A 20,619-nucleotide genomic window follows, 5' to 3' on the forward strand; every position below is an offset into this window, starting at 1 on the left:
CTTCTGTCGGTTTTTGCGGTTATTCCGAAAGCTATGCCGCACCACCTGAGCGTCCGTATCGACCCCAATTCCGGCTTTTGCTTCGGCGTCATCTATGCTATTCAGATGGCCGAAGACCTGCTCGACGAGCAAGGCTATCTGTATTGTCTGGGCGACATCGTGCATAACGATGAAGAAGTAGAGCGCCTGCGCCAGCGTGGCCTGCGCATCATCGACTACGACACCTTTGCTACCCTGCGTAGCGAGGCCGTGCTCATCCGGGCCCACGGCGAGCCACCCGCCACCTACCAGTTGGCAATGGAAAACAACCTGACGCTGATTGACGCTTCTTGCCCCGTGGTGCTGAAGCTGCAAAACCGCATCAAGGCCAGCTTCGACAAAAAGGATAAAATCTTCATTTACGGCAAGCACGGTCACGCCGAGGTGCGCGGCCTGCTGGGCCAGACCGGCGGCGAAGCGGTGGTGTTCGAGAACCTCGACGAGCTGTTGCGCCACGAGCTACCCGACAATATCACGCTCTACAGCCAGACCACCAAGAGCACCGACAGCTTCTACCGCATCAAGGGCGAGCTGGAGCAGCGCGGCCACACTGTAAATGCCAACGACACCATCTGCCGCCAGGTGAGCAACCGCGACAAAGACCTGCGCCGTTTTGCTGCACAGTTCGATCAGGTTATTTTCGTGTCGGGCACCAAGAGCTCCAATGGCAAGGTGCTCTACCATGTGTGCCTCGAAACCAACCCCCACACGCACTTCGTGTCGAAGGTGGAAGAGCTGCAAACCGAGTGGTTCCGGCCAGGGCAGTCGATTGGTATTTGCGGGGCTACCAGCACGCCCATGTGGCTAATGGAGAAAGTGCGCGACACGCTGCTGCGGCTCTAGCGAGTGACTGAGCGAATGAGGCGCTGAGTGAGTTTCTGAACGTCGTCGGGTCGCTCTAGTGTTACTTTCGCGTATCTCTGCGCAACTCCTATGTCTACCACTGCTGCCTTACCTGCCCAAAAACGCCTGAAACCTACATCTGTGGGCTACAAAGGGGTTGGCATTGCGCTGCTGATTATGGCTACGTGGGTGGGCCTGCTTGCCTATCTGCTGGCCTACTACCAGCCCAATTGGCGCATGCCCTGGCCCTACCTGCTGGCGCTGGTGCAGATGCACCTCTATACCGGCCTGTTCATCACGGCCCACGATGCCATGCACGGCGTAGTAAGCCCCAACCCGCGCCTGAACAACGCCATTGGCACTGTCGCGGCGCTGCTATTTGCCTACAACTGGTTCCCACGGATGCTACCCAAGCACCACCAGCACCACCGCCACGTAGCCACCCCCGACGACCCCGATTACCACGACGGCGAGCATCCCAGCTTCCTGTTCTGGTTCGTGCGCTTCGCCTGGAACTACGTGACCTGGTGGCAGGTAGTGCTAATGGCCGCTACCTATAACGTGCTGAAAATCTGGTTTCCGCAGGAAAATGTTATTGCGTTTTGGATGGTGCCGGCCGTGCTGGCTACCCTGCAACTGTTCTTCTTCGGCACCTACCTGCCGCATCGGGGCGAGCACGCTGCCGACAACCCGCACAAGTCACGCACCCAGCTGCGCCACCACTTGTGGGCTTTCGTGAGCTGCTACTTTTTCGGCTACCACTACGAGCACCACGACCAGCCCTACCTGCCTTGGTGGCGCCTGTGGCGCACGAAGTAGTCTGAACCACGGATTCGCCCGGATTTGTCGGATGACACGGATTTTGTGGATGAAGGATTTAGCCTATTTGTCATCCTGAGCAGAGCGAAGGACCTTATGCCCGCAGAACGCTTCGTCGATACGGCTGTCGTTCACACGTGAGAAAATCCTTCGCATGCGGACGTCAGATGGAGGATGACAGACGCCTCCTGACGGTTCCGTCTACAAAATCCGTGGCACCCTCAACATCCGAGCGAATCCGTGGTTCAGACGAATACTACACCTCTGCCATTTTGTCAAAGCGGCGCTGCCCATCGGTAGCGCCGCTTTGCTTTTTATGGTGATAGAAATGCAAAACCGCTCAAATAAACTGGAAACGGGCTTTTACCGGAGTGGTAGAAAATGGTAAATCGTGGTGGGCTTTTCCCAGGCAATCCGTACTTTTGCTAGTATCCCTGAAACGACGCCAGGCACTGCCATGAACCTTCTCTCCGGCGAATATGAATGCAAGCTGGACCCGAAAGGGCGTCTGGTGCTGCCGGCCAAGGTGAAGGGTAGCCTGCCGGAAGAAACTGGCAACCAACTAATCCTGGTGCGCGGTTTCGAGCCGTGCTTGGTACTGTACCCACGGTCGGCGTGGCGCGTGATTCACGAGAAGGTGATGGCGCTGGACGAGTTCAACGAAGAATATCGTCAGTTTCAGCGCAACTTCCTGCGGGGCATGACGGAGGTAGAGTTGGATAGCATCGGCCGGTTTATGCTGCCGCGTACCATGCTGCGCTACGCCGGCATCGAGAAGGAGGCCATTATTGTAGGCATCGGCAACCGGTGCGAAATCTGGGACCCCGAGCGCTACGACAACTTCCTCATCAAAGACCAGCAAAGCTTCTCCAAGCTGGCCCAAAAATTCCTGACCACCCCCGACGCGGCCCCTACCAATCCGCTTGCTGCATGAGCACTTCCTACCCCAACGATACCGCCTACCACCGCCCCGTGATGCTACGCGAGTGCCTCGAAGCCCTCGACCTGCGCCCTGATGGCCGGTACGTGGACGTGACCTTTGGCGGAGGCGGGCACTCGGCGCGCATCTTGGAGCATCTCACCACCGGCCACCTCTACAGCTTCGATCAGGATGCCGATGCCGAGGCCGAAGCCGCTCGCCTGGCCCGGCCGCAGTTCACCTTCATTCGCGCCAACTTCCGCGACCTGCACGCCGAGCTAGCCCGCCGCGGCGCTCTACCCGTAGATGGACTGCTAGCCGATCTAGGGGTGTCGTCGCACCAGTTTGACACGCCGGAGCGCGGTTTCTCTACACGCTTCGACGGGCCGCTGGACATGCGCATGAACCCCGAAGCCGCCCAAAGCGCCGCCGACATCGTGCAGGACTACTCCGAAGCCGAGCTGCACCGCATTTTTGGGATGTACGGTGAGGTGACCAACGCCCGCACCCTAGCCGCCACCGTGGTAGCCGCCCGTCGGGGTAGGGCCATTACCACCATCGCGGAGCTAAAGAAGGCTATTGCGCCCTGCACGCCCCGCGGCAAAGAGAATAAGTACCTGGCACAAGTGTTCCAGGCGCTGCGCATTGAGGTGAACGAGGAAATGGAAGCCCTCCAGGAAATGCTGCTGCAAACGGCGCAAGTATTGCGCCCCGGCGGCCGCCTAGTAGTGATGAGCTACCACTCGCTGGAAGACCGACTAGTGAAAAACTACCTCGCCAAAGGCAAGTTTTTCGGCGAAGTAGAAAAGGATTTGTTCGGCAATACCCACCAGCCCTTCACCGTGCTCACGCGCAAACCCATAGAAGCCACTGCCGCCGAAATTGCCGAAAATAGCCGCGCCCGAAGCGCGAAACTTCGCATTGGGGAATTAGGAATTAGGAATTAGGAATTAGGAATTAGGAATTAGGAATTAGTTTTTTTGAACGCTTTAAATGCCGATGAAACGAATTATGAAATTGAATAAGAAGAGTAGGAAAAGCATTTGCGCCGCCTGCACTTCATAATTTCTAATTCATAATTCATAATTCATAAAACATGGCCGTTAATACCGTCAGACCACCGCAAAAAACTCCACCCCGCGCCAATGTGCCGCGCGAGGTGGCAGCGCCCATGCCTGTGCCGGAGGTAGTGCCCGAGCCTACCCACATACCCGAGCCGGAGCCCGAGGAAGAGCCGGAGCCCTACCGCGCCCCGCGCCGGCCCGCTAGCACCTGGAGCGTATTTACGGTGGTAGACCGCATGATGCGGATGGACGGGCTATTCCGTGAGGGGCTGCCGGTGCGCTACCTACCGCACTTGCTGTTTGTGATGTTCCTGACGTTGCTCTACATCGGCAATACGCACTACGCCACGCGGATGAACCGCAATATTCAGAAGCTGAAACTGGAAACCGAGGATTTGCGCGCCGACTTTACTACCCTGTCCTCTGATTATATGGAGGCCAGCAAGCAAAGCGAGGTGGCCCGCAAAGTAGCGGCCTACGGGCTGGTAGAAAGCTCGTCGCCGCCGTTCCGCATCAAGGTGCCGGCTGGCCGACTGGACGAGGCCCAGCTGGACCGCCTACCCGTCATCACGGCCGACTCCATGGCGGCACGGGTTGTAGCCGACTCGCTGGCCCGCCTGGCCGCCGAAGAGGAAGCCGGGGCATTACCGCCCGATTCGGTGGCTGCGCCCGCCCGCGCACCGCGTATGATTGAAGCCCCGAAAGCGCGCACTAAACCTGCGAAGAAGAAATGAAGGGAAACGTTAAAAAAGCCATAGTTACGCGGGTTCGCCTGGCCTTTTTGGGGGTGTGCCTGTTCTCGGCGGCCATCGTGTGGAAGGTGTCGCGCATTCAGTCGGAGGAAGAAGGGGCCAAGTGGCGGGCGCTGGAGCAGGAACGCCGGGTGGTGTACCAGCCGGTATTTGCCACGCGGGGTACCATTCTGGCCGGCGACGGCAAGAGCATTATGGCGACTTCGCTCCCCTTCTACCGGGTAGCCTGGGACCCGAGCGTGGTCGACAAGGACCTGCTGCGCGCCAAAGCCGATTCGCTGGGGCTGCTACTTTCGCGCTTTTTCGGCGATAAGTCGGCGCAGGAATATGCCCGCAAGCTCAAGAACGCCCGCAACGCCTCGCCCGTGGTGCGCTACATTCGCCTGAACTCGCGGCAGATCAATTTCCAGGAGAAAAAGCAGCTGGCTACGTGGCCCATTTTTCGACTGGGGAAGAACAAAGGCGGGGTTATTTTTGAGAAGGTAGACAAGCGTTTCCGTCCGTTTGGCGGGCTGGCCCAGCGCACCATCGGCTTCCTGAACGAAGACAAAAACGGCGCGGGCCTGGAGTTTACCTACAACCGCAGCCTGGCCGGCAAAGATGGCGAAGCCCTGTTTGAGCGCCTACCCGGCGGCAACAAGCCCATTTACGACGGCTCAGAGGTGAAGGCCCAAGCCGGCTACGACATCCGAACCACTCTCGACATTAACTTGCAGGACGTGGCCGAGAATGCCCTGTATAAGTCGTTGGTAGACAATGATGCACAATACGGGTGCGTGGTGCTGATGGAGGTGAAAACCGGCGAAATTAAGGCCATTGCCAACCTGGGTAAGATTGGCGACGGTGTGTATACCGAGAACTACAACTACGCCATTGCCGACCAGGGCCGTACTGAGCCGGGCTCTACCTTCAAGCTGGCCTCGATGATGGCCTTGTTTGAAGATGACCCTGACATTGAGCTGACTGACACGGTGAATACCGGCACCTCGGGCTCTATGAAGATTGCCGGCGCCATCAAAACCGACACCCACCCCAATGGCCGCGTCACGATTCAGAAAGCCATTGAGCAGTCGTCGAACATTGGGGTGGCCAAGCTCATCAACGACCATTTCTCTGCTAATCCTGAGAAGTACACGGACCACCTCAAGAGCTTCGGGCTGGACAAGCCCTTGGGCTTCCAGATGGCCGGCGAGGCGCGGCCCTACGTGAAGGACCCTAACGACCGGAGCTGGAGCCGTACTTCGCTCTCTACTATGAGCATTGGCTATGAGCTGAAGCTGGCCCCGCTGCAAACGCTGGCGTTTTACAACGCCATTGCCAACGATGGCGTGAAGGTAGAGCCCATCATTGTCAAGGAAATCAAGCAGGCCGACAAGGTGCTGGAGAGCTTCGAGGCACGGGTGCTGAACCCGCGCATCTGTTCGGAAAAAACAGTAGCCAAGCTGCAATCTATGCTAAAAGGGGTGGTGCTGAATGGCTCGGCCCGCGGCATTAAGACCGATGATTACAGCATTGCTGGCAAAACCGGCACTGCCTGGAAATTCAAAAACGGCCACTATACCCGCATGTACTCCACCAGCTTTTGCGGCTATTTTCCCGCCGATAAGCCTAAGTACAGCTGCATTGTGGTGATTGACTCGCCTCGTCGCGGCCGCATCTACGGTGGCACGGTGGCCGCGCCGGTATTCCGGGAAGTAGCCGATAAGGCCATGGCCCGCGACGCGGCCAGTCAGCGGCCCCTACTGGCGCGGGGTAGCGGCCCCCGCTCGCGGGTGCCCTACGTGCGCGCCGGTATGCAAGATGAGTTGCAACTAGTGTGCGAAAAACTTTCGATAGGCATGGACGCGCCGCAGGCGGTAGCCGAAGACTGGGTGCGCGTGACGCCCGCCCGCGACTCGGCCAAGCTGGCCGTGGTAGCCCAGCCCGTGTCGCGCGACCATGTGCCCAACGTGCAAGGCATGACATTACGCGATGCCTTATTTTTGCTGGAAAACCGGGGCCTGCGCGTGAAAACCGTAGGTACAGGCCGTGTGCAACGCCAGTCGCTGGCTGCGGGTAGCGCCCTGAAACGGGGTAGTATCGTAGTATTGGAGCTGGCGCCCATTGGCCGCCAGATGGTGCCCGTGCTGCTACCCTCGGTGGCCAGTGAACCCAAGCCGGCCGTGACCTACCCTGCCGAACCGACCAAAAAACGTGCGGCGCCGTCGTCCATCACGCAGCAAACGCCGCGCCGGACCGAAACTAAACCCAAAGCTTAACCGGCGCCCGTCGCGTCGTTTTTTCTCTTGACAACACATTCTCTTTCTGCGCTGCTCACCGGCATTCCGGTACTCGACCAACAGGGCCCTACTGAGGCAACGGTGCAAGGCCTTACCCTCGACTCGCGTCAGGCCGGGCCGGATACCGTGTTCTTCGCCCTCCGCGGGGTGGCAGCCGATGGGCACCAGTTTATTCCGAAAGCCGTGGAGCAGGGTGCCGCCGTGGTGGTGTGCGAAGCCCTACCCGACGAGCGGGCCGATGCCGTAAGCTACGTGCTGGTGCCCGACAGCGCCGCCGCCATGGCTCTGATGGCTGCCACTTTCTACGACCATCCTTCCCAGAAACTACAACTGGTAGGCGTGACGGGCACCAACGGCAAAACTACCTGCGCTACCCTGCTGCACAAGCTATTCCGCGAGTTGGGCTACCATGTAGGCTTGCTGAGCACCGTACAGAACCAGATTGACGAGGAGGTGATTCCGGCCACCCACACCACGCCCGATGCCATTCGGTTGAATGAATTGCTGGCGCGCATGGTGCGGGCCGGCTGCGCCTACGTGTTTATGGAGGTTAGCTCGCACGCCGTGGTGCAGCACCGCATCACGGGCCTGCACTTTGCGGGCGGCGTCTTCACCAACCTCACCCACGACCACCTCGACTACCACGGCACCTTCGACGCCTACCTCAAGGCCAAGAAAGGCTTCTTTGACAAGCTCCCCAAAACCGCCTTCGCCCTCACCAACGCCGACGACAAGCGCGGCCCGGTGATGCTGCAAAACACGGTGGCCCGGCGCGAGTCGTACGGGCTGCGAGGGGTAGGCACGTTCCGGGGTAAGCTGCTCGAAAACGCCGTGCACGGCCTGCACCTGGAGGTAGACGGTCGCGAGGTGCAGTTCCGCCTCATCGGCGTATTCAATGCTTACAACTTGCTGGCTGTGTACGGCGCGGCCGTGCTGCTGGGGGAAGACGCCGACGCGGTGCTGACCATCCTATCGGGCTTGCTATCGGCGCCGGGGCGGTTTGAGCCGGTGGTATCGGTGCAAACGCGGGTGACGGGCATTGTGGATTACGCTCATACGCCCGACGCCCTCGAAAACGTGCTCGATACCATTGCCGACATCCGCCAGCCACGGCAGCAGGTGATTACGGTGGTAGGCTGCGGCGGCAACCGCGACGCGGCCAAGCGCCCGATTATGGCTAAATTGGCCTGCCAGGGCTCCGAGCGCGTGATCCTGACTGCTGATAATCCGCGTTTCGAAGACCCCAACGATATTCTGCACCAGATGCAGGCCGGCGTAGCGCCAGCCGATATGGGCAAGGTGCTCACCATTGCCGACCGGCGCGAGGCCATTAAAACGGCCGTGGCGCTGGCCCAGCCTGGCGATATTGTGCTGGTAGCCGGCAAAGGCCACGAAACCTACCAGGAAATAAAGGGCGTGCGCACGCCCTTCGATGACAAGCAAGTGCTGCGCGAGATGTTTGAGCTGTTGGCGAAATGAAGAAGAACCCGAGCCGTCCTGCTACCCCCACCCTGTGGCTGAAGCAAACCGAGAAAAACGATACATCGCGTCGCTTCGTTGGGCCGGCGCTGTCGACTACGCTAATTGTGGCTGATGCTCAGGTGCAGCAGTTGCGCGCCGTGCACACCACCTACCACGACGCCCTGCCCGGCCCCTGGACCGCGACCAGTACTAATCAAAATCTGAACAAACGCAATACCTGACGCCTCGTCAAAAAGCTGAACATTTGCAGTTTGAAATCCTTCTGACTGTCCTTTTTTGCTGATTTACCGCGCCCATGCTCTACCACCTCTTCACGTATTTGTACAAAACCTACCACCTACCGGGCGCGGGGGTGTTTCAATATACCACGTTTCGGGCGGCCATGGCCGTCATCACTTCCCTGCTGATTGCCCAGGTATTTGGGGGGCGGCTCATTCGCATCTTGCAGCGCCGCCAGATTGGCGAGGGCATCCGCGACCTGGGCTTGCAGGGCCAGATGGAGAAGAAAGGTACCCCCACCATGGGCGGCCTGATTATCCTGCTGGCCATCCTAGTGCCGGTGCTGCTCTTTGCTCGCCTCGACAACATCTACACCATTCTGATGCTGCTAAGCACGGTATGGCTGGGCCTCATCGGCTTCCTCGACGACTATATTAAGGTAGTGAAGAAAGACAAGGAAGGCCTGGCAGGTCGCTTTAAGGTGCTGGGCCAGGTAGGGCTGGGCATCACGGTGGGCTGGGTGCTGTTCTTCTCTAACGACGTGACCGTACGCCAGTACCTGCTGCCCGACGGCCAGCTCTCGGCCGTAGACGCCAGCACCGTGTACCAAGACGTGAAGCTGATGATTACCACCATTCCCTTCGCCAAAAACAACGAGCTGAACTACGGCAACCTGTTCAGCTACGCCGGGCCGTACTTCAATGGCCTCTACGCCTTCCTTTACATCCCCATCGTCATCGTCATCATCACGGCCGTGAGTAACGGTGCCAACATCACCGACGGCCTCGATGGGCTGGCGGCCGGCACTTCGGCCATCATCGGCACTACCATTGCCATCTTCGCCTTTGTGAGCGGTAACTCGGTACTGGCTGATTATCTGGATATTATGTATATCCCAAACTCTGGGGAGCTGGTGGTATTCTGTACGGCCTTTGTGGGGGCGTGCGTGGGTTTTCTGTGGTATAATTCCTACCCCGCGCAGGTGTTTATGGGCGACACCGGCTCGTTGGCCATTGGCGGCATCATTGCGGTGCTGGCCCTCATCATCCGCAAAGAACTGCTAATTCCAGTATTGTGCGGGGTGTTTTTGATTGAGAATCTGTCGGTGATTGTGCAGGTGAGCTACTTCAAATACACCCGCAAAAAATACGGCGAGGGTAGGCGCCTGCTGCGCATGTCGCCGCTGCACCACCACTACCAGAAACTGGGCTACCACGAGTCCAAAATCGTGTCGCGATTCTGGATTGTGGGGATTATGCTGGCCGTCTTGACGCTGGTAACCTTGAAATTGAGGTAATGAATTTTAGCCCGCAGAGGACGCAGTGTTTTCGCAGAGGGCGCTGAGTTCTGCGTCTTCTGCGAAAACACTGCGTCCTCTGCGGGCTAAACTCATCAGAACAAACTATGAACATTGTCATTCTAGGAGCAGCAGAAAGTGGGGTAGGGGCGGCGCTGCTGGCGCAAGCTAAAGGCCACGCCGTGTTCGTCTCCGATAAAAGCCCGATTCAGCCGCGCTACAAGGAAAAGCTGACGCAGGCGGGAATTGAATTCGAGGAAAACCAGCACACCGAAGCCCGGATTTTACAGGCTGATGAGGTAGTGAAAAGCCCTGGCATTCCGGAGAAAGCGCCTATCATTCAGGCGCTACGGGCGCAGAACACGCCTATCATCTCTGAGATTGAGCTAGCTGGACGCTACACCCAGGCCAAATGCATCTGCATCACAGGCACCAACGGCAAAACCACTACCACCCTGCTCACCTACCACCTGCTGAAAGAGGCTGGCCTGAAGGTAGGGCTAGCCGGCAACGTGGGCTACTCCCTGGCCGAGCAGGTGATTGAGGATCAGCACGATTACTACGTGGTAGAGCTAAGCAGCTTCCAGCTCGACGACACGCACGACTTTCAGCCCTGGGTGTCGGTGCTGCTCAACATCACCCCCGACCACCTCGACCGTTACGACTACTCGCTGGAAAAATACGCCGAGTCCAAGCTGCGCATTATGCGCCGCCAGGACAGCAATGGCTACTTCATCTACAACGCCGACGACGAGAATATCCAGCGCAACTTCAAGGGGGCGTTTCGGCCGGTGCGGCAACTGCCGTTCAGCCTGCACCACCGCCCCGATTTTCATTTGGCGGGCTACTACGAGGAAGAGCACTTGGTGCGCTTGGACTTGCTACCCGGTTTCTATAGTAAAACGGAGGAAATCAGCACGGCTAATTCTCCGCTGATTGGGCAGCACAACCGGCAAAATATTCTGGCAGCTGTGCTTTGCGCCCGCGTGGCGGGGGTAGGGCGGGAGCAGATTGAAAGCGCCCTGGCCACCTTCCGCAACGCCGACCACCGTCTGCAACCCGTGGGCGAAATCAACGGCGCTACCTTCATCAACGACTCCAAAGCCACCAACGTAGAAGCCGCTTGGTACGCCCTAGACGGCATCACCAAGCCCATCGTCTGGATTGCCGGCGGCACCGATAAAGGCAACGACTACGCCTCGCTGCTGCCCCTGGCCGAAGCCCGCGTAAAGGCGCTAATCTGCCTGGGCGTCGACAACGAGAAGCTGCGCAACGCCTTCACCGGCGTGGTGCCCTACCTCGTCGAAACCCAAAGCATGACCGATGCCGTAGAGCGCGCCGCTGCCCTGGCCCGCCCCGGCGACGTAGTGCTGCTCTCGCCCGCCTGTGCCTCCTTCGACCTGTTCAAAAACTACGAAGACCGGGGCCGGCAATTTGCGGCGGCGGTACAGGAAATGGTGAAGTTGTGAGTAGTGAAGTTGTGAATTGACCCCATTCACCGCACCCCACTCACAATTTCACTACTCACAATTTCACTACTCACTATCTCACCTCATGGAACCCATTAAAAACTGGCTGCAACGCAACCTCAAGGGCGACCCGGTCCTGTGGGGAATTGTGATTTTGTTTTCGCTGATCAGTATTGCGGTGGTGTACTCGGCTACGGGTACGCTGGCCTACAAGAAGATGGGCGGCAACACCGAGTATTTCCTGATCAAGCACACCGGGCTGATTCTGGTGGGGCTGTTCTTCATGTGGCTGGCCCACCGCATCGACTACCGCTACTACTCGCGCCTGTCGCTGTATGCACTATTGATTTCTGTGCCGTTGCTGCTGTTCACGTTCTTCTTCGGTGGCACTACCCTCAACGACGCTTCGCGCTGGCTGACTATTCCAGTTATCAACCAAACCTTCCAGCCTTCCGACTTGGCCAAGCTGGCCCTCATTGCCCATTTGGCCAGTATGCTCAGCCGTCGTCAGCAGCACGTGCAGGACTTCAAAACCACGCTGCTACCTGTTATGCTGTGGGTAGGGTTGATCTGCGGTATCATCATTATGAGTAACGCTTCCACGGCGCTGCTGCTCTTCATCACCTGTTTGCTGCTGATGTTTATTGGGCGCGTGCCGTTGAAGCAGATGGCCGTGATGGTGGCCATTGGCTTAGTGGTCGGCGGGGTAGGGCTGGCCTCGGGGCAGCGCTACAAAACGGTGATGAGCCGCGTGTCGAGCTTCACGGATAAATCGAAGCCGGTGCCGTTTCAGCTGGAACACAGCTACATTGCTATTGCCACAGGCGGCGTTACGGGCAAAGGCCCTGGCAAGAGCACCGAGCGCAACATCCTACCTCACCCTTATTCCGACTTCATCTACGCTGTGATTATTGAGGAATATGGTATGGTAGGCGGCGCTTTCGTGCTGTTTCTCTACCTAGCTTTTCTGTATCGAGGGCTGAAAACTGTAATGAATAGCGCCGGCGCCTTTGGCGGGCTGCTCTCGGCGGGCCTCAGCTTTAGTCTGGTTTTGCAGGCCATGGTGAACATGGGTGTGGCCGTAGGCTTGGGTCCCATCACGGGCCTACCCTTACCGTTGCTGAGTATGGGCGGTACCTCGCTGATTTTCACTGGTATCAGTATCGGCATCATCCTGGCCGTGAGCCGGGGCGAGCGGGAAGTACGCCCCATGGTGGGTGAGCCCACCGATACCGCCCGCATTCCGCGGGTAGCCATGGGGTAGGGGCAGCTTGCCGCCGCGCGCCTACCGAACGTAATATAGATATGAGAAAGGTCACACAGACCGTCATGCTGAGCTTGCCGAAGCATCTCGCGTGCTGACGTTGCAATACTACTCAGACATCAGCACGCGAGATGCTTCTGCAAGCTCAGCATGACGGTCTACGAGGCGAACAGCTTAATATAAACATGAAAATAATCATCAGCGGCGGCGGCACAGGCGGCCACATCTTTCCGGCCGTAGCCATTGCCAACGAGCTGCGCCGTCGCCACCCTAGTGCGGATATTCTCTTTGTGGGCGCCAACGGCCGCATGGAGATGACGCGCGTGCCCGAAGCCGGCTACCGCATCGTGGGCCTCGATGTGACGGGTCTGCAACGTCGCCTGACGCCCCAAAACCTGCTGTTTCCGGTGCGCGTGTTCCGGTCGGTGCGCAAGGCGGGGCGGCTACTCGAAGAGTTTCAGCCTGATGCGGTGGTGGGGGTAGGGGGCTACGCTTCGGCGCCAGTGCTGCTAGCGGCCACCTCGCGTGGCATTCCGGCTCTTATTCAGGAGCAGAATTCCTATGCGGGCCTCGTCAATAAGCTGCTGGCCCGCCGCGTCGACCGCATTTGCGTGGCCTACGAAGGCATGGAGAAGTTTTTTCCGGCCGAGAAGCTGGTGCTCACCGGCAACCCTGTGCGCGCCGAAATTGCCAGTGGCAACCGCGCCGAGGCACTGGCTTTCTTCGGGCTAGACGCCAGTCGGCCGGTGCTGCTGGTAGTTGGGGGTAGCCTGGGTGCCCGCACGCTCAACGAGGCCACGGCTGCCGCGCTGCCGCGCCTCCAGCAAGGAGGGGTGCAACTGCTCTGGCAAACCGGCAAGACGTACTACCCCCAGGCGGCACCCGCCGCTTCGCCCTATGCGGCGGCAGGCCTGCACGCGTTGGAATTCATTCAGCGTATGGACTTAGCCTACGCCGCCGCCGATGTAGTGGTGAGCCGCGCTGGCGCGTTGTCGGTGTCGGAGCTGTGCCTCACAGGCAAACCAAGCATTTTGGTGCCCTCGCCCAACGTGGCTGAAGACCACCAGACCAAAAATGCTATGGCCTTAGTGCAGCGCAACGCTGCCCTATTGGTGACAGACAGCCAAGCCGCTACCCGCCTCTACGATGAGGCGCTGGCCCTACTGCACCAGCCCGAGCGCCGCCAGCAGCTGGCGGCCAATGCACTAAGCATGGCGCGTCCGGCTGCCACGGCTACGATTGTGGATGAGCTGGAAAAGCTGATGCAGCCGACTTCTAATTCTTAACGATTCAATTACTTGAAACCTTACGTCTATTTTCTGGGCATTGGCGGCATCGGGATGTCGGCGCTGGCGCGGTGGTTTCAGGCCAACGGCCATCAGGTGAGCGGCTACGACAAAACTGCTACCCCCCTCACCGAGGCGCTCACCGCCGAGGGCATTGCCATTCATTATGCCGATGCGGTAGACAATATTCCGGCGGCAGTGCGCGAAAACCGTGAGCAAACGCTGGTGGTCCTTACGCCGGCTATTCCGAAAGACCACCAAGAATGGGCGTGGCTGCGAGAGCAGGGCTATGATATTCGCAAGCGTAGCCAGGTATTGGGTGTGCTTACCGAAGGTCGCCCTACCCTGGCAGTAGCCGGTACCCACGGCAAAACCACCACCAGCAGTATGCTGGCGCATTTGCTGCACCATGCCGGTCTACCTGTTGGGGCGTTCCTGGGTGGTATCAGCGTTAACCTCGGCTCTAACTTGCTGTTGCCGGAGAGAAATAGAAAGCCTGCTCTCACAACTGACAACTCGCAACTGGCAGCTGATACGCCCATCGTAGTGGAAGCCGATGAATATGACAGGTCCTTCTTGACGCTATATCCCGACGTTGCCATCATCACCAGCACCGATGCTGACCACCTCGACATCTATGGCGACAAGGACGCGCTGGTGGAATCGTTTCGGCAGTTTGCGGGACAGATAAAGCCCGGTGGCACCCTGCTGCTCAACCATACCGCCGACGCCAGTGTGGCCGATGCGGTGGGGCCGCAGGTGCGCGTCATCCGCTACGGGCTCACAAAAAACGAGGGGCCCGAATTATATTCCTCTGCCATTACCGCGGAGGGGCATCAGTTTCATTTCGACCTACATAGCGTAGCGGGTAGCGCAATGGGCTTGCAATTATCGGTGCCTGGCTACCACAATGTGGAAAACATGTTGGCCGCTGCTTGCGTAGCGCAGTTGCAAGGCGTCAATTCCGACTCGTTGAAAGCGGGTGTGGCGGCGTACCGGGGCGTAAAGCGGCGGTTCGAGTTTATCGTAACGGCCACTTCCAGAACCGGTCCGAAAGTGTATGTGGACGATTATGCCCACCACCCACGCGAAATCGATGCCTTTCTGCGTTCCTTACGAGCGCTCTACCCCGGCAAACGGCTGCGGGTGGTGTTTCAACCCCACTTATTCACCCGTACCCGTGATTTTCTGGCGGGCTTCGCCGACAGCTTAAGCCTGGCCGACGAGGTGGTGCTACTCGATATCTATCCGGCGCGGGAGCTACCCTTGCCCGGTATCACATCGGCATTGCTCCTGGATCTGATAACGGCCCCCGTAAAGTCGTTGCAGACGAAAGAACAGGTGCTGACCGCCGCTCAGACCGACGACTCGTTCGACGTGCTGGCTACGGTTGGCGCTGGCGACATCGACCAGCTAGTGCCGCGGTTGCGGAGTATTTTAGATAGTAAGTGGAATGGAACTGAAGCGTAAAGCCAATAATCTACTGTTTGCCACTGGCTGCCTGGTGCTGCTGGTTGGGCTACTGGTGTTTGCTGGTATCCGGCAGGCGCATCGGCCTGTGGGGCAAGTCATCGTAAAAATTAGTAATGAGTTCAATAACTACTTTATTAGCGAGCGGGAAGTGACGCAACTGTTGACCAGAAACGGCCGGGACCGGCTAGAGGGTAGCGCCCCGGAAGCACTGAACCTGCGGGCGCTGGAAGGGCGCCTGAAGGCGCATAGCTTCGTGAGGGATGCCCAGGTATACCGCGACCTATCGGGCAACCTGCACGCTGATGTGCGCCAGAGCCGACCTATTGCCCGCCTTACGCACTCGGATACTCGCCAGGATTCCTACCTCGATGCCGACGGCCGTCAATTGCCACTCTCGCCGCTCTTTACGGCCCGCGTGGTGCCCGTGGCCCGGCAGGGTGGGGCGCCCTTGCAAGCCGGCTTTTTTCAGGATTCAACTGGCCGGCACTACCTGGAGCTTCTGCGCTACATTGATGAGCATCCTTTTTGGCGTGCTCAGGTAGCAGAAGTTTTTATTGATCAAAATGGGAAAGTTGCCCTCACTCAACAAGTAGGCGACCAACGCATAGAATTTGGTTTTCCGAAGAATATTTCGGAAAAATTTGCGAAACTAATGGTATTTTACCGACAAATTCCGCCTGCCCTGGGCTGGAATACCTATCACCGCGTTAACGTGGAATTCAAAGATCAGATTATTTGCGAATAGCAATAGTCTCTTTTAAAAACGCCGGAAATACGCGTTTTTTGCGTCATATTCCTTAGCTTACCTAGCTGCAACACCCTACCCTCACGCCTCCGCCTCATGCAAAACGATAAAATTGTAGTCGGTCTCGACATTGGAACCACCAAAATTTGCGCACTGGTAGGGCGCAAGAATGAATTCGGCAAGCTCGAAATTTTGGGTATGGGCAAAGCCGTGTCGGAGGGCGTGGTGCGCGGTATCGTGTCCAATATTGACAAAACGGTAGACGCTATCAAGCGTGCCATCCGGCAGGCCGAAGAGCAATCCGGTATCAATATTGGCGTGGTGAACGTGGGTATTGCTGGCCAGCACATCAAGAGCCTGCAGCACAACGGTAGCATCACGCGCGCTTCTACCGACAGCGAAATCACGGTGGAGGACGTGAACCGCCTGACCAACGATATGTACCGGCTGGTGACTCCGCCCGGCTCCGAAATCATCCACGTAATGCCCCAGGACTACAAGGTGGACTACGAGGAAGGTATTATGGATCCGGTGGGCATGTCGGGGGTACGGCTTGAGGGTAACTTTCACATTATCACGGCGCAAAGCACAGCCATCAATAACATCAACAAGTGCGTAACCAAGGCTGGGCTGGAAATCGACAGCCTGATCCTGGAGCCGCTGTCTTCGTCGATGTCGGTGCTGTCGGATGAAGAGAAGGAGGCCGGTGTAGCGTTGATCGACATTGGCGGCGGTACCACGGACCTGGCTATTTTCAAGGACGGTATCATCCGCCACGCAGCGGTGCTACCCTTTGGCGGCAACATTCTGACCAGCGACATCAAGCAAGGCTGCGCCGTGATGCAGAATCAGGCGGAGCAACTGAAGGTGAAGTTCGGCAAAGCCATTGCTGAAGAAGCCTCCGAGTACGAAATCGTGAGCATTCCGGGCCTGCGCGACCGGGCTCCCAAGGAGATTTCCTTGAAAAACCTGGCCTACATCATTGAGGCCCGGATGGAGGAAATTGTGGAGCTGGTGTACGCCGAGATTCAGCGTACCGGCCACGCCGACAAGCTGGCCGCCGGCATTGTGCTGACGGGAGGCGGCTCGCAGCTGCAAAACCTGGTGCAGCTCACGGAGTACGTAACCGGCATGGATACCCGCATCGGCTACCCCAACGAGCACTTGGGCAAGAGCAAGATAGAGGCCGTGAAGTCGCCGATGTATGCTACCACGGTGGGCTTGGTATTGGCTGGCTACCGCCCCCTCGACGAGCGTATCAACCAGAGCGTTTACGAGGAGGAGCAGCCGCAAACCTACTACCAGACGCAAGCTCTAGAGCCGCGCTACACGCCGCCAACGCCCGTAGCGCAACAACCCGCTCCCGCACCGGAGCCGGAAAAACCCAAGAAACCATCGGGCGCTAGTAAGTTCTTCCAGGACATTATCAGCCGCACCAAAGGCCTGCTCATCGACGATTTCGACGATAAGCAGTATTAGGTAGTTGGGGTCTTAGGGTCTTGGGGTCTTGGTTTTGCTGTTACGGTAGCAACCTGACTCTGAGTACTCTGCTGAAAACCAAGACCCCAAGCCCCCAAGACCCTAAGACCCTTCTACATGAATTTCACCTTCGATATACCAGCGCAAAACACGTCCATCATTAAGGTGATTGGCGTGGGTGGGGGCGGCTCCAACGCCGTGAACCACATGTTCAATCAGGGCATTAAGGACGTTGAGTTTGTTATCTGCAACACCGATAAGCAGGCCCTGGCCTCCTCGACGGTGCCCAACCGCCTGCAAATCGGCCTGGACCTGACTGAAGGCCTGGGCGCAGGTGCCAACCCCGAGCGGGGAAAGCAGGCCGCTATTGAAAGCAAAGAGCAAATCCGCGAACTGCTGAGCCACGGCACCAAAATGGTGTTCATCACGGCCGGTATGGGCGGCGGCACGGGTACCGGCGCGGCCCCCGTTATTGCCCGCGTGGCCAAGGAACTGGACATCCTGACAGTAGGCATCGTGACAGCACCCTTCATGTTTGAGGGCAAAAAGAAGCGTCAGCAAGCCGAGCAGGGTATCAAAGAACTAAGCGAGAATTGCGATACAGTGCTGGTGATTCTCAACGACAAGCTCCGCGAGATTTACGGCAACCTACCCATCCGCTCAGCCTTTGCCAAGGCGGATAACGTGCTGAGCACGGCTGCCAAATCCATTGCCGAAATCATTACGGTGACGGCCGATGTGAACGTGGACTTTGAAGACGTGAAAACGGTGATGAAGGACTCGGGCGCCGCCGTGATGGGTAGCTCCATTACGGAAGGTGAAAACCGTGCCCGTCGTGCCGCCGAGGAGGCCCTGGCTTCGCCGCTGCTCAACAATACTGACATTCACGGCGCCCAGCGCATCCTGCTCAGCATCATGTCGGGCGACCAGGCAGAGCTGGAAATGGACGAGCTGACCGAAATTACTGAGTGCATTCAGGACAAAGCGGGCCAGAATGCCGAGGTGATTTTTGGCCACGGCATCGACTCTACCCTGGGCCAGAGCATCCGGGTGACGGTCATTGCCACCGGCTTCGCTCGCGAGGCGCACACCATCACCGACAGCTTGGTGAGCAAAGAAACGCCTAGCACACCCGAAACACCTGCGCCGGCTGCGCCTGTTGAGCCGCGTTCCGATAACTCGATTGTGCCTACGTTTGGTGCGCCAGCATCGGCTCCCGCTCCCGCTCCAATTCCAGCACCTCCGGTTACTCCTGAGCCGCCCAAGGTTACCTTTGACCTGGAAACGTCGCCGTATACCTACGAGCCGCCCGTTAACCCGTCGCCGACGCCGAACCCGGAGCCGGTGCTGCAACCACAGCCGCAGCAGTATCAGCAGCAGCCGGTGCACGCTACGCCCTACCAGCCTTCGGCTCGGCCCGCCCACGATGCCCGCGCCGAGGAGCGCCGCCGTCGTTTGCAAGGCCTGAGCAATGGCCTCACCAATGAAGCCATTAAAGACCAGCTAGAAACGCCGGCCTATCTACGCCGCCAGGTGAAGCTGGAAAACGTGACACCTTCCAGCGAGCAGAACATCAGCCGTTTCAACCTATCAGACGATAACGAGCTACTCGGTGACAACCGCTTTCTGCACGACAACGTGGATTAAGAGAACAAGTGAAACTAAAAACACCGGCCCGCTGAAGTAGCTTCAGCGGGCCGGTGTTTTTTAAGCCTAACCAGATAGACTGCTTATAGCTGTAGCTGCTGCCTCATTTACGATGCTTAGTGGAAGCAGGAGTAGTGGCCGGCTGCGACATTGCCGAGCGGGTAGGAGTACTAGGCCGCTTCGTTTTTCGCATCTTTTGTGAAGCAGTAACCACATGTAACGTATTCAGACTCTGGGCCAGGTTTTGGAGCGAGTCAGACGCAGTTTGGCGGCCGTTGAGGGGAGCATAGAGTTCCAAGCTGGATTTGAGCAAGGAATCGGCAGCAACAGCTCGGATTTCGTCCTGATTCATGCCCGAGCGGTAGAAAAACCAGTCGCGTAACTGCACCCGACGCGGGGCAGTAGCTCCGCCGAGGTCAAGCTGGGTAGGGCGCAGGCGCTCCGCCACGCTACCTTCCTGGGTGCTATCAACATAGAGTTGGGTAGTCCCGCGCGCGTAGTAGTGCGTAAGGGCTAATTGATGCCAATGATTGTCCGCCACGGGGACTTTACCGGTGATGCGCTGTCCCTTGGCCGAGTTGTAGGATACTACACCGCTCGGCGCTACCTGTAACGTGCCCACTGCAAGGCCAGCGCTGTCGCGGATAGCCACCAACTGGCCAGCCGTACCGGTTTTGAAGCGAATAATAGTGGTGAAAGGATGCACCACATCTTCGGGCACCAACCGGATGGCAGGCGCCGGCCGGCTGGCCGTGTTGGTGAGCTTGATACCCTTGCTTGGGCGGTGGGAGGGTAGGGGTTTGCCTGCGTGCAATGCATCAAAGAGCGAGGGGACGATAGTATGCGCCATTTCCGCATGGCCCCGGTCGTTGGGGTGTAGCCCATCGTACCAGTAGCCCGTAGTCCAGCGGCCCTGCCCGTCGTCTACGGCGCCGAGTAGATTGATACTGGGCACGTTCCAACTCTGGATGAGCAAGTTCATGCGGCGCGTGAAATCGTATTGCTCGGGGCCGTAGTCGTTACGCGTGTAACCGTTGGTAATAATAGGCACCATGCCTTGCGCCCGTGCCTGGTTGATGAGCGCGACCAGATTGGTCTTGAATTGCTCAAAAATTGGCTGGCCTTTTTCTTTGATGCCTTCATTGCCAAGCGCTAGGGCAAACACCACATACTTAGCGTGCTGGGGTAGCAAATCGGCATCGAAGCGCTTTATCACGGCAATGGTATTGTTGCCGGAGACGCTGATGTTGGCCGTTTTCCAAGGCAACCCTACCCCAGCGGCGGCTCGCTTTGCCAGCAAATCGGAATAAAGCGCCGTGTAGCCGTGTTGGTTGGTAGCTCCCACACCTGCCGGTACAGAAGAACCCATATACACCAGCTTCAACGAATCTAAGGGAGCAGGGGTAGTAGGTTGCGACTGAGCAAATGCGGCACTACTAGACAAGCTAGCCAGTAAGGAGAGGAATAGTAAGCGGGACATAGGAGGGGGTAGGGCAGAAAGCAGCGGAGCGTATCGACGCAGAATGCTGGTGCAACGAGCCGT

17 protein-coding genes are annotated in these 20,619 nt (G+C 58.1%); 16 read left to right on the forward strand and 1 reads right to left on the reverse strand.

Going from position 1 to position 20,619, the window contains the following annotated elements; all coding sequences use genetic code 11:
* Positions 1-33: 33 nt before the first annotated feature.
* The 16 genes from H8B15_RS12660 to ftsZ all read left to right on the forward strand — a co-directional run bounded on the left by H8B15_RS12660 (position 34) and on the right by ftsZ (position 19,076).
* Positions 34-882, forward strand: coding sequence for a 4-hydroxy-3-methylbut-2-enyl diphosphate reductase (locus tag H8B15_RS12660; RefSeq protein WP_187320133.1), 849 nt, complete (start codon positions 34-36; stop codon positions 880-882).
* A gap of 90 nt (positions 883-972) precedes the next feature.
* Complete coding sequence (locus H8B15_RS12665) at positions 973-1,701, forward strand: fatty acid desaturase (RefSeq protein WP_187320055.1); 729 nt, start codon at positions 973-975, stop codon at positions 1,699-1,701.
* 457 nt (positions 1,702-2,158) lie between these two features.
* On the forward strand, positions 2,159-2,635 hold the full coding sequence (mraZ, locus tag H8B15_RS12670; protein WP_187320056.1) for a division/cell wall cluster transcriptional repressor MraZ: 477 nt from the start codon (positions 2,159-2,161) through the stop codon (positions 2,633-2,635).
* Positions 2,632-3,567, forward strand: a complete 936-nt coding sequence (gene rsmH, locus H8B15_RS12675; protein WP_187320057.1) for a 16S rRNA (cytosine(1402)-N(4))-methyltransferase RsmH — start codon at positions 2,632-2,634, stop codon at positions 3,565-3,567. Before mraZ ends, rsmH begins: the two co-directional genes overlap by 4 nt.
* A 149-nt stretch (positions 3,568-3,716) precedes the next feature.
* Positions 3,717-4,418: an FtsL-like putative cell division protein gene (locus H8B15_RS12680; protein WP_187320058.1), complete on the forward strand. Its 702-nt coding sequence runs from the start codon at positions 3,717-3,719 to the stop codon at positions 4,416-4,418.
* Complete coding sequence (locus H8B15_RS12685; protein WP_187320059.1) at positions 4,415-6,694, forward strand: penicillin-binding protein; 2,280 nt, start codon at positions 4,415-4,417, stop codon at positions 6,692-6,694. The genes H8B15_RS12680 and H8B15_RS12685 overlap by 4 nt, the downstream gene beginning before the upstream one ends.
* Before the next feature lie 27 nt (positions 6,695-6,721).
* Positions 6,722-8,194, forward strand: a complete 1,473-nt coding sequence (locus H8B15_RS12690) for a UDP-N-acetylmuramoyl-L-alanyl-D-glutamate--2,6-diaminopimelate ligase (protein ID WP_425489803.1) — start codon at positions 6,722-6,724, stop codon at positions 8,192-8,194.
* Entirely contained in the window at positions 8,191-8,418 is a 228-nt protein-coding gene (locus H8B15_RS12695; protein WP_185282829.1) for a hypothetical protein, read from the forward strand. Before H8B15_RS12690 ends, H8B15_RS12695 begins: the two co-directional genes overlap by 4 nt.
* Positions 8,419-8,492: 74 nt before the next feature.
* Positions 8,493-9,713, forward strand: a complete 1,221-nt coding sequence (mraY, locus tag H8B15_RS12700) for a phospho-N-acetylmuramoyl-pentapeptide-transferase (protein ID WP_187320060.1) — start codon at positions 8,493-8,495, stop codon at positions 9,711-9,713.
* Positions 9,714-9,820: 107 nt separating this feature from the next.
* Positions 9,821-11,182, forward strand: a complete 1,362-nt coding sequence (gene murD, locus H8B15_RS12705) for a UDP-N-acetylmuramoyl-L-alanine--D-glutamate ligase (RefSeq protein ID WP_187320061.1) — start codon at positions 9,821-9,823, stop codon at positions 11,180-11,182.
* 85 nt (positions 11,183-11,267) lie between these two features.
* Positions 11,268-12,446: an FtsW/RodA/SpoVE family cell cycle protein gene (locus H8B15_RS12710; protein WP_187320062.1), complete on the forward strand. Its 1,179-nt coding sequence runs from the start codon at positions 11,268-11,270 to the stop codon at positions 12,444-12,446.
* 185 nt (positions 12,447-12,631) lie between these two features.
* Positions 12,632-13,732: an undecaprenyldiphospho-muramoylpentapeptide beta-N-acetylglucosaminyltransferase gene (murG, locus tag H8B15_RS12715; RefSeq protein ID WP_187320063.1), complete on the forward strand. Its 1,101-nt coding sequence runs from the start codon at positions 12,632-12,634 to the stop codon at positions 13,730-13,732.
* Between the two features lie 12 nt (positions 13,733-13,744).
* Complete coding sequence (murC, locus tag H8B15_RS12720; protein ID WP_187320064.1) at positions 13,745-15,202, forward strand: UDP-N-acetylmuramate--L-alanine ligase; 1,458 nt, start codon at positions 13,745-13,747, stop codon at positions 15,200-15,202.
* Positions 15,186-15,950 (forward strand): cell division protein FtsQ/DivIB, encoded by a 765-nt coding sequence (locus H8B15_RS12725; RefSeq protein ID WP_246455450.1) that lies wholly within the window; start codon positions 15,186-15,188, stop codon positions 15,948-15,950. The genes murC and H8B15_RS12725 overlap by 17 nt, the downstream gene beginning before the upstream one ends.
* A 96-nt stretch (positions 15,951-16,046) precedes the next feature.
* On the forward strand, positions 16,047-17,429 hold the full coding sequence (gene ftsA, locus H8B15_RS12730) for a cell division protein FtsA (protein ID WP_187320065.1): 1,383 nt from the start codon (positions 16,047-16,049) through the stop codon (positions 17,427-17,429).
* A 117-nt stretch (positions 17,430-17,546) separates the two neighbouring features.
* Entirely contained in the window at positions 17,547-19,076 is a 1,530-nt protein-coding gene (gene ftsZ / locus H8B15_RS12735) for a cell division protein FtsZ (protein WP_187320066.1), read from the forward strand.
* Positions 19,077-19,179: 103 nt separating this feature from the next.
* On the opposite strand, the gene H8B15_RS12740 is transcribed toward ftsZ, so the two are convergent.
* A complete protein-coding gene (locus H8B15_RS12740) occupies positions 19,180-20,556 on the reverse strand; it encodes an SGNH/GDSL hydrolase family protein (protein ID WP_187320067.1) in 1,377 nt (458 codons plus the stop codon).
* Positions 20,557-20,619 lie beyond the last annotated feature (63 nt).

The organism is Hymenobacter citatus, from assembly GCF_014333615.1.
Classification (GTDB): Bacteria; Bacteroidota; Bacteroidia; order Cytophagales; family Hymenobacteraceae; genus Hymenobacter; species Hymenobacter citatus.